The organism is Granulosicoccus sp. 3-233, assembly GCF_052681095.1.
In genome coordinates, this window is the sequence record NZ_JBQYLE010000007.1 from 273202 (window position 1) to 287571 (window position 14370).

Genomic DNA, 14370 nt, shown 5'->3' on the forward strand with positions numbered 1-14370 from the left:
CGTAGAGGTCGGCACTACCCAAAAGGGATACCCAGCCACGAAGATGCTGCCTCAGCCTGTAAATTCGGGATCACCCTGCCCAATATTTACAAGCGAACCACTGTAGCGCCTTCGAAGAGTAGCCTTCGAACTCTCGAGGAACCACTCGATAGTGCTGTGTCTGCGTGGCTGGCTTGCAGAGTTCATTGTCGCTGCAACGCTGCGAGACGCAAGCAGAGTCAATGAACGACAAGCACAGGGTACGCAAAGATGATTCTACTCGCGCTCATTCTTGCATTGATGGGATTGTCCCTGCTCGCCGGCGGTGTCTGGCTGGTAATGTTGGGAGGCAGTATCTACTACGCCCTCGCAGGCCTTGTCTTGCTGGCAACAGCCGCTCTGATTCGCTCAAGACGCAGCGCGGCGCGACTTCTGTATGCCGCCCTGCTCGCCGTTACGGCCACATGGGCCTTGTGGGAAAGTGGTTACGATTGGTGGCCCTTGGCAACTCGTCTGGGAGTACTGCTTTTACTGGCGATTCCGCTGCTGTGGCCGATTCGGAAAGCTGATGACTTGTCCCCCAGGGTACTCCAGGGCGTCTGGTTGCTTGTTGGTGTATTCCTGATTGGCAGCCTCTTCCACGATGCACACCGTGTTGAAGGCATTGCGACAACCAATGCAGTCGTAAGTAATCCCGACACTGGCCTGTCAACCGATGAGGGCGAATGGACGAGTTACGGGCGCAACAACCATGGGCAGCGCTATTCACCACTGGATCAGATCACTCCCGAAAATGTTGCTCAGCTGGAGCTGTCATGGCAATACCAGACCGGCGACCTGCGAGGACCCGAAGACGTCACCGAGACCACCTATGAAGCAACTCCACTGAAGATCGGCAACAGCCTTTATCTGTGCACGCCGCATAACTGGCTGGTTGCTCTCGACGCAGATACTGGTGAAGAACAATGGGTCCATGATGCAAAGGTGCCTGCCCAGAGCCAGCGCCAGCATCAGACGTGTCGGGGCGTCTCCTACCTGCCATCGGCTTCCGCAGATCAGGCCGACACCCTGTCCACGACGAACAATGTGTTTGCGGTTCCCGCCGAGGTATTGTCCGAACCTGCGGAATCCCTACCGCCCATCAGTTGCGATGCGCAACTGTTCATGCCCACCTCCGATGCACGCCTGATAGCCGTAGATCCGACCACCGGTGCGCGCTGCAGCAATTTCGCTCGGGCTGGCGTGCTGGATTTGATGCACAACATGCCCCACACCCAGGATGGCTACTACTACTCCACCTCTCCCCCTGTCGTAGCAGCCGGACTTGTCGTGGTTGCCGGTGCCGTGAACGATAATTACGACGTCAACGCGCCGTCCGGTGTCATCCGGGCTTACGACGCCCGCAGCGGGGAATTGCGCTGGAACTGGGATGCGGCCAACCCTGACGACACTTCGCCGATTGCCGACGATGAAACCTACGCCACCAGCTCACCCAACAGCTGGTCGGTGGCCAGTGCCGACGAAGAGCTGGGCTTGATCTACTTTCCGATGGGCAATCGCACCCCGGATCAACTCGGCATGTACCGCACGCCGGCAGAGGAGAAGTATGCCAGCTCCGTGGTTGCTCTGAGCCTCGAGACCGGTGAAGCGCAGTGGGTACAACAGTTCGTGCATCACGATCTGTGGGACATGGATACACCTGCACAACCCAGTCTCGTCGATATTCAGACAGACAAGGGACTGCGGCCCGGCCTGGTGGTGCCCACCAAGCAGGGTGATGTCTACGTTCTCGACCGCCAGACTGGCGATCCCATTTTGCCGATCTGGGAAGTACCCGCCCCTCAAGGCACCATCGAAGACGACTGGACGGCCCCCACGCAACCGGTATCCGCGCTCAATTTCAATCCGGAACCACTACGTGCTGCAGACATGTGGGGTGCCAGCCTGCTGGACCAGATGATGTGCCGCATCCAGTTTCAGTCTCTGCGTTACGAAGGTCGGTATACGCCCCCTTCCGAACAAGGCACGCTGGTATACCCCGGTAACTTCGGCGTTTTCAATTGGGGCAGTATTGCCGTGGACCCTGAACGACAGCTCATGTTCGGTATGCCGCTGTATCTTGCCTTCACCTCCCGGCTGGTACCCAAACAGGAAGATGCCTCTGCTACCGGGCCAACCAACCAGGGTGAGCAGGGCCTCAATGAAAACGCAGGCGGCGATTACGCCGTGGAACTCAGCCCGTTTCTGTCGCCACTGGGAATCCCCTGCCAGCAGCCTCCCTGGGGTTACGTGGCAGCCGCCGATCTGCGTAGCGGTGAGGTCCAGTGGAAACACAAGAATGGCACTATTCAGGACATGACGCCCCTGCCTTTGAAGATAAAGATGGGTGTGCCCGGTATTGGTGGGCCCATCATTACCCGGGGAGGCGTGGCCTTTCTGGCCGCAACGGTCGATAACTACTTTCGCGCGTATCGCCTGTCCGACGGTGAGCAGCTATGGGAAGCGCGACTGCCGGCGGGTGGTCAGGCAACCCCCATGAGCTATATGAACAGTGAAGGCGAACAGATGATTGTACTGGTTGCCGGAGGACATGGTTCCATCGGTACGACAGCGGGTGATTACGTCATGGCCTACAAGCTGCCCTGAGCAACATGACAGTGGCTGCGCGGCTTCACGGGACAGCGCTCCGACACAGATAGCTTTTGACATATCATCGGCACAACGCCGTGCTGGCGGCACAGCGAACCGGATAATTGTTACACCGGCAGCAATGTGGATGCGTCATTCAGAGAGACTGGTCGACACCAGCAGGCTGCATGCCTGCGAATTGATGGGAGAAGACATGACAGTAACAAAGTCCGACAGAAACACACACGCTCCGCATCTTTCCGACAGCGATCCGGCAAGGCAAGCAGTCCCAGCTGATGACATCCCCGACGATGAGAACCTCGTGGACGAACCATTGGCCGACAAGAGCAATGTCAGCGCTCCGATGCACGATACGGCGGACCCGGCCAACAATAGTCGTCGGGTACCCGGCGTCGATCCCGATCAGCTGGATACGATGCGCGATGAAAGTCGACAAGAACTGGATCTGTCAACAGGTCGTCTTCGGGATGCTGACCTGACGCAAGGCCGTAACGTCGTTGATGCCGAGTTCGATGATCGGGGTCCTGCCACGCATACGCACCCGGACAAGGAAAAATGAGCGGCGCGTCGGTTTTCGAAAGAATCCTGTGAAAACGGTGTACGGATAAACGACGCGCTTCCACTATGCAGACCGTTGGAGTTTCTGCTGACTATAGACTCCGAGCGCTGAAAAGAAGATTCGGCAAGAACCTGACACTCAGCATGCAGATGGAAGTGCGGCCGTTCTTACGGAACAAAGAGGCCGACTTTCGGCGGCCCCTTCAGTGCGCAAGGAAACTTTACCAAGGATCGGCAACCGCAATATCGTGAGTGACAGGTGCTTCGCTCCCGAATTTCTACCGCTGCCACACCCGTATGTAGTCAATCTCGAATAACGCCGGAAAAGGCGTCATGCTGTCTGCCGGTCCGGGAAAATTGCCACCCACCGCCAGGTTGGCAATCAGGTACATCTGCTCGTCCGACACCTGTTCACCTTCCACGCGTCCGGTTTCCACATCATCCACATACCAGACGATGCGCTGTGGTTCCCAGTCCACCCGGTAAGTGTGAAAATCAGCGGAGAAATCGCTGATCGAGGCGCGCATTTCGGTAGATTGGCGATCGGTGAAGAAACCATCGCCATCCAGATCGTCCTGATAGTGATAGGCATGATTCGCCGTGGTGACGCGATCACCAATGGCCTCGATGATATCGATCTCCGGATCTTCCGGCTGGTCCTGCTTGTAGTAGGCGTTGAGCAACCAGAAAGCACTCCATAACCCCTTGCCCGCCGGCATTCGAGCACGCGCCTCGACCCGACCATAGCGAAAGCGCAACGAGTTGTAGCTGGTGATGATGCCGGACAGATAGGGCTGGCGGTTCAACGCAAAACTGTTGTCAGCGGTGTTCAGTACGCGTGTCGTGCGGTCCAGTTCATTGCCATCGGCATCCAGAGCAATGACCAGAAAACGACGATCGACCCCGGGTACCAGGTCATCGATGAACAGGGAGCGACCATCGGTATCAGCTACCAGAGCTCCATTGTCGTGAATCAGATAGCGACGTGCTCCCCGCACCGCATTCCAGCCGATATCGGCAGTGGAGTCCGAGTAGATGCTGGAGCGAACCACCAGACGCTCGCTGGCGGTGACCGGCGGTGTGACGCCACTGCCGGTATTGAGAGTCAGACTCTGTTCGATGATGCGTTCATCGCAGCGGTCATAGGCCACCACGCGATACCGATAGTCACGTCCCTCGACCAGGCCGACTTCGTAAAGGCTCTTGTAGTCACTGCCACTCAGAGAACGATACAAGGCCCCATCGCGATATACCTCGTAACGCGACGCACGATTGGGAGACAGCCATTGCAACTCTGCCACCGTCGGGGAATAGACGCTGGCGGCCAATCCCAGCGTGAATGCCTGCTGCGTGCCCGGCGTGGGCCGGTCTGCCGTATTGACCGTCAACTGCGCGGTCACCAGGACATTGCCGGCGCGATCCAGCGCCCTCACCTCGTAGGCGTAGTCTATACCATCACGCAAGCCGGTCTGCAGGAAGGAGCCGCCACTGGCACTGCCCTGCCTCTGCCCATCGCGGTAGATACCATAGCTCACGGCACCTTCCGGGGCTCGCCACAGCAATTCAATGGCGCTGGAGGAATAGATGGAACGCGTCAGATACAATTGCGAGCGATCAAACGGCGCCTTGTCAGCCTTGATTGTCAGCACACCATCACTCACCGAGAACGGCTCATAGCCGAACTGCCCATCATTGACGTAGTACTGGGATTCGTTGTTGATGATGACGCCGGGCCCCCACAGGAACTCCGTGTCCCAACGCCCGCGATCCAGTCCGCTGCCATCGAAGTTCTCTTCGAATATCAGGCGATAGTCAGCGTTGGCATCGGGAAGGCCGCAGGTATCTGCTGCTGCCCGGGCGGACAGAAACAGTACAACCACGGAAAGCAGAGTACGGGATATCAACATGAAGCTGCACGCAATGGCGATGTACAGCCCCAGTCTAGCGTGGTACCGGCATTCCCGGCCAGGGTAGCAATACCGCTCTGCCGTCAACACAGGAGCAGCAGCACGACTAGCCGGTCAGGTGACACATGAGGCAAGTCGCACCTGCCTCATGTGCCGATCACGTCAGTGGCTCAGTTGACGCTGACCCAACGCAGGATGAAGAAGTTGTCGCTGCGCTGCGTCAGTGAAATGGAATCCTTCGATGCCCAGATCAGCGGCTGCACATACAGGGGAATGTAGGCTGTCTCGTCCTGCATCAGCTGATTGACTTCGTCGATCATGGCCTGACGCTTGTCGGCATCCAGCTCCACCTGGATCTGCGGCAGCAATTCATCGATTCGTGCATTCGAGTAGCCACCGAAATTCCAGCTGCCCAGCTTCTTTTCTTCATTGGGCGTGGCTGCCAGAAAACGAATCGGATGCTCGGCATCGAAGGTACCGGGCGACCAGCCCAGCAGATACATGTCGAACTTGTCCTCACGCAGTTCTGGCCAGTAGTTGCGCACCGGCATGCTGGACAACTTCGCGTTCAGACCCACCTTGGCCATCATGGAGGCAGCTGCCTTGCAGATGGACTCATCGTTGATGTACCGATCATTCGGGCATTGCAGGCCGAAGCTGAAACCGTCCGGATAACCGGCTTCGGCCAACAGGGCCCGGGCCGCCTCCGGGTCATAAGCGAAACGCTCGCTCAGACTCGTGGAGTAGCCACTCATGTCCTCGGACACCAGCTGCGATGCCGGCTGAGCGTTGCCACGCATGATCTTCGCGATCAGGGTGTCCACATCGATGGACTGATAGGCCGCACGACGCACGCGAGGGTCCTGGAAGGGGTTCTTGCCCTGCACGTCCTGCGAGAACATCAGCGCATCGCCATCGTGCTTGAAGCCGAACATGATGACGCGAGCCTCGATGCCTTCATGAACAGTGAAGTCGCTACGCTCCTTCATGCGCGGCACATCCTGCAGCGGTATGGGGGAAACGAAATCGATCTCGCCGGACAGCAATGCTGCCATGGCGGTGGCACTCTGGCCGATCGGGGTGAAGACAGCTTCTGTGATATTGCTCTCCAGCGTATCCCACCAACCATCGAAAGGCGCCAACTCGGTACGTACACCCGGGTCGCGTGCGGTGACCCGAAAGGCGCCGGTGCCGTTGGCGTTGCGCGTGGCGAAGTTCTCGGCCTCCTTGGACGGCCTTTCGGCCTGATTCTTCTCCGACCAATCCCGATCCATGATCATGAAATTGGCAATGGAGCCGGGGAACAGGGGATTGGGCTCACTGGTCAGAAAGTCGATGGTGTAATCATCGACCACACGCACTTCACTGACCGAGGCAAACCATGAGCGCGCGTCCGACTCTTCGGACGATGCGCGCTCGTAAGAGAACAGCACATCATCGGCATTGAATGTGGACCCATCATGAAAGGTGACGCCTTCACGCAATTTGAAACGCCAGCCATTCTCTTCCAGCTGTTCCCATTCAGTGGCCAGTGCCGGCTCCACCTGCATCTGCTTGTCACGGCGCACCAGCCCTTCGTAGACGTTGTTCAGGAAGCCCAGTACGGGGGCCGTATTGCTGGCATGCGGATCCATGGTCTGTGGATCGGTCGTACCGGCCCAGCGAAAGGTCTCGGCCTGACCGGCCAGCGGCAACATCAGCGCCACACCGGCTGTCAGGGTCGCGGTACGTCGCAATGACGTCCTCAGGAATTCAAGCATCGAATTGTGTCCTCTTTTGGGTAGGTCTGCGTGGGTAATCAATGTTGTGTCGTGAAGCCGACACGGCGATGCGCCCCGGCACGGCACTGTCACTACGACCGGACAAGGCACATCGCCCCACAAGCGGCGTCAGCCTGCTCAACCGCGAATGGCGCGCTCCAGAAAGTCCAGTCTGTCCTGACCCCAGAAAAGTTCCCCATCCAGAGCATAGGTAGGCGAACCGAATACGTCCTTGCTGTGAGCATCGGCCGTCACGTCCATCAACTTCTGGCGCATGGCATCATTGTCAGCGGCTGCCAGCAGCGCCTTGCCATCAATGCCGCAGTCGTTCGCAATCTCGACCAGTGTTTGGGGGTCGGCAATATTCTTCTCGTCGCGCCAGACAGCGGTCAGAATGGCATCGCTCAGGGCAGCGGACTGATCGGCCGTGGCGGCGTAAACCATACAGGCCGCCAGCGTCTGGTCCGCCGGAAAATGGGCGGGGGTCAGGTTCATCGGTACATTCAGGTAGCTGGACCAGCGCTTGAGCTCGTCCATGCGGAATCGCTGGCGCGAGGGATGGCGCTTGGCCGGTGGCTGACCACCCATGTTGCCGAAGGTAGAGGCCACATCAATGGGCAGATAATTCACGGTTATACCCGTGCGCGCCTTGAGTTCATTGAATTTGCCGATGGCCAGATAGCTCCAGGGCGATATCAGGAAGTGATAGTAATCGACTGTCTTGCTCAAGTGAATATTCTCCAGGCTGTGAAGGAAAAACGGCATCCGAATCCTGCAGGAGACCCCGGACACCCTTTGCGGGGATAGCCATACCGCCTGCTCCCTGACGGACTGACGATAGCGAGTATACGCATTGCCGTGTCGCAACCAGAACACCGGATTCCCCATTCCGGGGTAATCCCGCTGCCAGCGAGTGTCGTGGACCCGTACAATGTGGGCACATTCTGCCAGACTCCCCTCATGCTGCTCGTACTCAAACATTCCTGGGCCCTGATGCTCGGTGTCCTGCTATTGATGCTGGGCAACGGCCTGCAAGGCACCCTGCTGGGCGTACGCGGTTCGCTGGAACAGATCAACTCGTCCACCATGGGTTTCATCATGGCGGGTTATTTCGTCGGTTTTCTGGGTGGCTCCAGACTGACACCCATCATGTTGCAGCACGTCGGCCATGTCAGGGTCTTTGCGGCACTCGGCTCTCTGGTGTCGGCGGCCTTCATTCTCTATGCCGCCGTGGTGGACCCCATTGCCTGGTGGTTGCTGCGTGTGCTGGTCGGCTTCTGCTTCTCCGGCATCTATGTCGTGGCCGAGAGCTGGCTGAATCACTCCGCGTCGAATGAATCCCGCGGGCAGGCCCTGTCTCTGTACCTGATCGTGCAAATGGCTGGCATGGTGCTTGGGCAGTTGCTGCTCAATGTCGCCGATCCCGCTGGCTATGATCTGTTCGTGCTGATCACGGTACTGGTCTCTGTCTCCTTTGCCCCCATGCTGCTCTCCTCCTCGTCCAGTGCGCCGCGAATCAGCGCGGCCCGGCCGATGTCTCTCAAGGAACTGATCAAGACCTCACCACTCGCCTGCTTCGGCATTCTGTTGCTCGGCGGCGTGTACGCCGTGCTCTATGCCATGTCGCCGGTCTATGCCACCGAACGCGGCCTGAGCATTGCGCAGACGTCCTATTTCATTACCGCCATCTTTCTGGGTGCCATGGTCTTCCAGTTTCCCATCGGCTGGCTGTCAGACAAGATCGACCGACGCCTGCTGATCATCGGCGTAACCGCTGTCGGGGCGCTGGTCTCCATGATGGGCATGTACCTTGGCGACAACTATCTGGTGCTGTTGCTGGCAGCCTTTCTGCTCGGCGGCGCGGCCAATCCTACCTACTCGCTACTGGTGGCCTATGCCAATGACTATCTGGAACAGGACCAGATGGCGTCGGCTGCCGGCGGACTGTTGTTCATCAACGGATTCGGCGCCATGACCGGTCCCGTCATCGTGGGTTTCCTCATGACCAAATTCGGCATCGAGTGGTATTTCATCACCCTGTTCCTGTTGCTGAGTTGCATCTGCCTGTACGGCATCTACCGGATCAGCCAGCGCGCCCACGATGTGGTGCACGAGGCCTCACCCTATCTGCCGATCTCGGCTCGCACCAGTGGCCTGGCAACCGAATTTGCCCTGTCTGCCGCCGAGGAAGAACAACTGGAAGAACTCGAAGATGCCGAAGAGGTCTTCGAATCACGCCTCTATGACGACGAGGTGATACAACGCATGGACGACGGCAGTGACGGCGAAACCCCGAGCACACCTCAGGGCAAGACCGACTGACGCAAGCGTCTGGTCTGCGTGAGCTCCCGATAAAGCGTGAACAGCCCCATCGCGATGACGACCCCCGATCCCAGCAGGGTGAAGCCGTCGGGGACTTCATCGAAGACCAGATAACCGAGCATGATACTCCACAGCAAACTGGTGTAACGATAGGGCACCACATAGGCCACATCTCCGGTTCGCATCGACAGGACGATGAACTGATAACCGACGAACAGAAAGGCGGCGGCCAGGGACAGGATGCCCAGCTGCGGCCACGACATGCCTGTCCAGTTGCCGGCCAGATATACCATGACGAAGCCGAATACGGACACCAGCACGGTAGTGGCGCCACTGACCAGCAGTGAAGGCAGGGATGCCGGCAGGGCGCGGGTAGACAGATCCCGTGCGGCGGCAAACAGTACCGAGATGACCACCCACAGCGATGCCGGTGCAAACCCACCAGTGCCCGGGCGAATGATGATCATGACCCCGGCAAAGCCCACGGCAATGGCCGTCCAGCGCCGCCAGCCGACCGCTTCTCGAAACACCAGTGCCGCGCCCAGAGTTACCGCCAGGGGTAGAGCCTGAAGAATGGCCGAAACATTGGCAAAGGGTAGCGCCACCAATGCCATCAGAAAGCAGTAGGCCGCCGCCAGCTCCATGCTGGCCCGCAATCCGACCAAGGGTGTCAGCGCTTCCCTCAGACGTGGCAACAGACCCCTCTGCCACAGCACCAGACCGATGAGAATACTCAGAATCAGGCCGCGAACCGCCAGTACCTGCGTGGTCGGCAAGGCACCGTCAAGCGACTTGACCAGCGCATCATTGACGGCAAAGCCCGCCATGGACGATACCATGTACAGGCTCGCACGCAGATTGGGGGACATGTCGGTACATCAGCATCAAACAGGGGCATGAATCATAATCCCTTGTCGAGCGACTGGCTGTCTGAAATGCGTCGCTGACACTCGTCAATGCGATTGTGATCGGATCCATACGCCACATTGGCGAGCGGCAGGATTGGGAGGGATGAGCGCATTGCTCTGATTCATGAGCACCGCCAGTACCTGTGCTTCAAAATCTGTCTAGATGCTTTTGCATTTCACCCACTCTTCCAATGATCTTTCGTTTTTCAGGAAGCTGTAACAGCAAATGTTGCATCACTTCCTTGCACCCGCGTTCTTTATTGTGGTTAAGCAACGTATAAGCTGCTTTTGAAAGACAAGTCCGATACTGGTGAGGTGATTCCGGGAATTGGTGGAAATGTGTATCAGCGTCTTGGCTTTGGTGATCAAGAAAGCAAGAACAGATATACACCTGATTTTGTCAAAGAACGCCGAGCTGCAATCCTCAGCGCATAAGCGTTCCTTGTCGACAAGACCAAGAGGCGCAGCTATCGACTACGAGACCTTGACCGAGTAACAAGCGAAAAGCGCACGAGCTTCAACGTTGGGTTCTTTCATGCCCCGACAACTGGAAGTCAGGGCATGGAAAGAGGCCAGATCACATCAACGAAGTGAGTGATTCATACCGACAAATACGATACGACGAAATTCGCCCAAGTGCTTGTGCTTGTGCTTGTGCTTGTGCTTGTGCTTGTGCTTGTGCTTGTGCTTGAGGCAGGATCTCGCTCGACAGCCATCGAACCTACTCCACCGTCACGGACTTTGCCAGGTTCCTCGGCTGATCCACATCGGTCCCCTTGATCAGCGCCACGTGGTACGACAGCAACTGCAGCGGAATCGTGTAGATGATCGGTGCAATCAGCGGATCGCAATGTGGCACTTCCAGCACGGTCATCGTCTGATCACTGACAAACTGAGCCTGCTTGTCGGCGAAGACATACATCAGACCACCGCGTGCACGCACCTCTTCGACGTTGGACTTGAGTTTCTCGACCAGCTCGTTGTTTGGCGCGACAACGATGACCGGCATGTCCGCATCAATCAATGCCAGGGGGCCATGCTTGAGTTCACCCGCAGCATAGGCCTCGGCATGGATATAGGAGATTTCCTTGAGCTTCAATGCTCCTTCCATGGCAATCGGATACTGATCTCCACGCCCCAGGAACAGGCTGTGATGCTTGTCGGCAAAATCCTCGGCCAGATCCTGAATGGCCTCATCCATGCTCAACACCTGCTCGATCTTTGCCGGCAGACTCTGCAAGGCGGCAACCACCTGCTTTTCCTTCTCGGCGCTCATGCCCTTGTGATGCCCGACAGCGGCGGCCAGCATCAGCAGAGCCGACAGCTGTACGGTAAATGCCTTGGTCGAGGCCACTCCGATTTCAGCGCCGGCCTTCATCAGGTAGGTCATGTCGGATTCACGGGTCAGCGATGAGCCCGGCACGTTGCAGATGGTCAGGCTGGTCATGTAGCCCTGCTTCTGCGACAGGCGCAGCGCGGCCAGGGTATCGGCCGTTTCGCCCGACTGGGAAATGGTGACCAGAAGGCTGTTTGGCCGCACGTGGGACTTTCGATAACGATACTCGGACGCAATCTCCACATTGCATGACACACCGGCGAAATCCTCGAACCAGTAGCGTGCCGTCATGCCGGCGTGATAGCTGGTACCGCAGGCAATGATCTGCACATGCTCCACCTGACTGAGCAATTCCTCGGCATTCTCGCCAAAGGCCGTGTCCAGCACCCGGCCCGCTGCCATGCGATCTTCCAGTGTGCGCTGAATGGCCACCGGCTGTTCATGAATTTCCTTCTGCATGAAGTGCCGGTAGATGCCCTTGTCACTGGCATCGTGGGACAGGGTCGATTCTTCCACGGCACGTTCGACGGCATTGCCCTCGACATCCACCACCTCGACACTGGTGCGGGTAATGCGTGCCACATCACCTTCTTCCAGGAACGCAAACCGCCGGGTGACCGGCAACAGAGCCAGCTGATCCGAGGCAATGAAATGCTCGCCCACGCCGTAGCCTATGACCAGCGGGCTACCGGAGCGTGCCACGATGAGCTGATCGGGTTCGGTTCGATCCATGATCACCGTACCGTAGGCGCCCTCGAGCTGCGGTACGGCCTTTTGCACGGCCTCGAACAGGCTGCCCGAGGTTTTCAGTTCATGGTCCACCAGATGGGCAATCACTTCGGTGTCGGTATCGGAGGTGAAGTCATAGCTCAGCGCCTTGAGTCTGTCGCGCAGCTGCTGGTGATTCTCGATGATGCCGTTGTGCACCACGGCGATTCGATCGACCGAGACATGCGGATGGGCATTGGCCTCGTTCGGCTCACCGTGTGTGGCCCAGCGAGTATGGGCAATACCCGTACCACCCATCATGCCGAACTGCTCGACCGCCTCGACCAGTTGCTTGACCTTGCCGACCCGACGCAGCCGGTTGAGCGAGCCATCCCCGTCCACCGTTGCTATACCAGCAGAATCATAACCCCGGTATTCCAGGCTTTGCAGCCCCATCAACAGAATACCTGCCACGTCTCGCTGAGCTACAGCGCCTACAATTCCGCACATAGATTGTCGTCCTGAAAGTTGATCTGCTGGCGTCGCAGCGACGCCTGACTACTTGTTCTTGATGGGTCGAGACCAGTTCTCGATATCGGTCTGCCTGGCACGCGTCAGTGACAGACGATCCGCCGGTACATTGCGGGTGATGGTCGATCCAGCACCCACGGTTGCGCCTTCACTGATGGTGACCGGCGCCACCAGCGCGGAATTCGAGCCAATGAAGGCGTTGTCACCAATAATGGTCTGATGCTTGTTGACGCCATCATAGTTGCAGGTAATGGTGCCCGCGCCCACGTTGACATTCCGCCCCAGGGTGCTGTCTCCGACATAACTCAAGTGATTGATCTTGCTGCCTTCACCCACGTGGGTGTTCTTGGTTTCCACGAAATTGCCGATGCGGATGCCACTCTCCGTGCGAGTACCGGGACGTAACCGTGCGAAGGGCCCGACCGTGGCGTCACTGCCCACTTCTGCATTTTCGAGAACGCAGTTTGCCAGTATCGTGCTGCCATCGGCAATGACACTGCCCGAAATCAGGCAGTTTTGACCGATTTTCACATTATTGCCGATGACGCAGTCACCTTCGAACACGCAATTGACGTCTATCGTGACATCGGTTCCGGTCTTCAACGTACCGCGAATGTCGATCCTGGCCGGGTCTGCCACGGTCACACCGTTGTTCATCAGCTCTTCCGCCAGATGCTGTTGATGCAATCGTTCAAGCCTCGCCAGCTGCACTCGGCTGTTGACCCCATCGACTTCCCATTCATCCTGTGGGTGAACCGCCTGCACGCGCAGACCGTCCTTGACCGCCAGCTCGTGTATGTCGGTCAGGTAGAACTCACCTTGAGCGTTGTTGTTGTCGATTCGACTGAGCAGATCGCGCAGACTGCCACCCTTGATGGCCACGACACCGGCATTGACCTCTGTGATACCCAGTTGATCCGGTGTGGCATCCTTCTGCTCCACGACACCGACGATCGCGCCGCCTTCGCGCAGGATGCGACCATAACCGGTCGGATCGTCCATCATCAGGGTCAACAGGCCAATGGTCTGTTCGTCACAGGCATCCAGCAAGGCCTGGTAGGTGGATGCCCGGGTCAATGGCACATCACCATAGGTAATCAACACGGTATCCGAGTCCTCGATGCCGTCGAGCCCCTCTCTCACTGCATGCCCGGTGCCCAGCTGCTCGGATTGCAGCGCCCATTTCACCGGCTGCTCGATGGTGCTCTGGACCTGATCGGCACCATGCCCGATGACAACCGTGATGCTGGCAGGGTTCAGTTGCAGGCCCGTATCGAGGACATGCCCCAGCAAGGGCTTGCCTGCCAGGCGATGCAATACCTTGGGCATCGCTGATTTCATTCGCGTGCCCTTGCCGGCTGCAAGCACGATCAGTCGAGTGGTCATCAGTCAATCCTGGTTGAGAAAACTGCTCATTATCTCACTTGTTAGCGGGTGTCGACCAAATCGGGTTGAGCCCTGCCCGATAACAGAAATCGTCTGCTTGCTCAAAAGCAGCTTCAGCTCACAGGATCAGAAAGAATCTGGACAGCGATTTGCTTGCGGTGCCAATCGAGCCTGAATTGCACAAGGCGGGGATTCACACCGCCACGAAGGATGACAGAGAGTCACAAAACACTTGAATTGACGGCAAGACAGGGTGACACTACAAGTCGGCCCAAGACCATCAGAGTGGTTCATCACCGAATCCGCGCCGATGACGACTGTTTGAT

The 14370-nt window shown here is 57.8% G+C and carries 10 protein-coding genes; 4 read left to right on the forward strand and 6 right to left on the reverse strand.

Features of this window, described 5'->3' with window-relative positions; translation table 11 throughout:
- Window positions 1–249 precede the first annotated feature (249 nt).
- Complete coding sequence (locus tag ACUNV4_RS19065; RefSeq protein ID WP_430880191.1) at window positions 250–2625, forward strand: membrane-bound PQQ-dependent dehydrogenase, glucose/quinate/shikimate family; 2376 nt, start codon at window positions 250–252, stop codon at window positions 2623–2625.
- A gap of 196 nt (window positions 2626–2821) precedes the next feature.
- On the forward strand, window positions 2822–3187 hold the full coding sequence (locus tag ACUNV4_RS19070) for a hypothetical protein (protein WP_430880192.1): 366 nt from the start codon (window positions 2822–2824) through the stop codon (window positions 3185–3187).
- Between the two features lie 277 nt (window positions 3188–3464).
- Here ACUNV4_RS19070 and ACUNV4_RS19075 read toward each other — a convergent pair whose 3' ends face one another.
- The 3 genes from ACUNV4_RS19075 to ACUNV4_RS19085 form a co-directional block, all read right to left on the reverse strand.
- Window positions 3465–5093 carry a family 16 glycosylhydrolase gene (locus ACUNV4_RS19075; protein WP_430880193.1) on the reverse strand — a complete coding sequence of 543 codons (1629 nt, stop codon included), beginning with the start codon at window positions 5091–5093 and terminating at the stop codon, window positions 3465–3467.
- A gap of 170 nt (window positions 5094–5263) precedes the next feature.
- On the reverse strand, window positions 5264–6853 hold the full coding sequence (locus ACUNV4_RS19080) for an ABC transporter substrate-binding protein (protein WP_430880194.1): 1590 nt from the start codon (window positions 6851–6853) through the stop codon (window positions 5264–5266).
- Between the two features lie 138 nt (window positions 6854–6991).
- On the reverse strand, window positions 6992–7582 hold the full coding sequence (locus ACUNV4_RS19085) for a 2-hydroxychromene-2-carboxylate isomerase (protein WP_430880195.1): 591 nt from the start codon (window positions 7580–7582) through the stop codon (window positions 6992–6994).
- Window positions 7583–7813: 231 nt separating this feature from the next.
- Between ACUNV4_RS19085 and ACUNV4_RS19090 the strand changes: the two genes are divergently transcribed.
- Window positions 7814–9175 (forward strand): MFS transporter, encoded by a 1362-nt coding sequence (locus ACUNV4_RS19090; RefSeq protein WP_430880196.1) that lies wholly within the window; start codon window positions 7814–7816, stop codon window positions 9173–9175.
- On the opposite strand, the gene ACUNV4_RS19095 is transcribed toward ACUNV4_RS19090, so the two are convergent.
- Entirely contained in the window at window positions 9157–10044 is an 888-nt protein-coding gene (locus ACUNV4_RS19095) for a DMT family transporter (protein WP_430880197.1), read from the reverse strand. The two genes, ACUNV4_RS19090 and ACUNV4_RS19095, sit on opposite strands and share 19 nt — an antisense overlap.
- A gap of 327 nt (window positions 10045–10371) precedes the next feature.
- Between ACUNV4_RS19095 and ACUNV4_RS19100 the strand changes: the two genes are divergently transcribed.
- Window positions 10372–10518 (forward strand): hypothetical protein, encoded by a 147-nt coding sequence (locus ACUNV4_RS19100; RefSeq protein ID WP_430880198.1) that lies wholly within the window; start codon window positions 10372–10374, stop codon window positions 10516–10518.
- Window positions 10519–10804: 286 nt separating this feature from the next.
- On the opposite strand, the gene glmS is transcribed toward ACUNV4_RS19100, so the two are convergent.
- Together glmS and glmU are read right to left on the reverse strand one after the other, a co-directional pair.
- Window positions 10805–12637, reverse strand: coding sequence for a glutamine--fructose-6-phosphate transaminase (isomerizing) (gene glmS / locus ACUNV4_RS19105; protein ID WP_430880199.1), 1833 nt, complete (start codon window positions 12635–12637; stop codon window positions 10805–10807).
- 48 nt (window positions 12638–12685) lie between these two features.
- Window positions 12686–14044 (reverse strand): bifunctional UDP-N-acetylglucosamine diphosphorylase/glucosamine-1-phosphate N-acetyltransferase GlmU, encoded by a 1359-nt coding sequence (glmU, locus tag ACUNV4_RS19110; RefSeq protein WP_430880200.1) that lies wholly within the window; start codon window positions 14042–14044, stop codon window positions 12686–12688.
- Between the last annotated feature and the right edge of the window lie 326 nt (window positions 14045–14370).

Excerpts from the sequence above, each read along its gene's own strand:
- ACUNV4_RS19070 (WP_430880192.1), top strand. The coding sequence starts at position 2,822 with ATGACAGTAACAAAGTCCGACAGAAACACACACGCTCCGCATCTTTCC.
- ACUNV4_RS19090 (WP_430880196.1), top strand. The coding sequence starts at position 7,814 with ATGCTGCTCGTACTCAAACATTCCTGGGCCCTGATGCTCGGTGTCCTG.
- ACUNV4_RS19080 (WP_430880194.1), bottom strand. The coding sequence starts at position 6,853 with ATGCTTGAATTCCTGAGGACGTCATTGCGACGTACCGCGACCCTGACA.
- ACUNV4_RS19075 (WP_430880193.1), bottom strand. The coding sequence starts at position 5,093 with ATGTTGATATCCCGTACTCTGCTTTCCGTGGTTGTACTGTTTCTGTCC.
- glmU (WP_430880200.1), bottom strand. The coding sequence starts at position 14,044 with ATGACCACTCGACTGATCGTGCTTGCAGCCGGCAAGGGCACGCGAATG.
- ACUNV4_RS19065 (WP_430880191.1), top strand. The coding sequence starts at position 250 with ATGATTCTACTCGCGCTCATTCTTGCATTGATGGGATTGTCCCTGCTC.
- ACUNV4_RS19095 (WP_430880197.1), bottom strand. The coding sequence starts at position 10,044 with ATGTCCCCCAATCTGCGTGCGAGCCTGTACATGGTATCGTCCATGGCG.
- glmS (WP_430880199.1), bottom strand. The coding sequence starts at position 12,637 with ATGTGCGGAATTGTAGGCGCTGTAGCTCAGCGAGACGTGGCAGGTATT.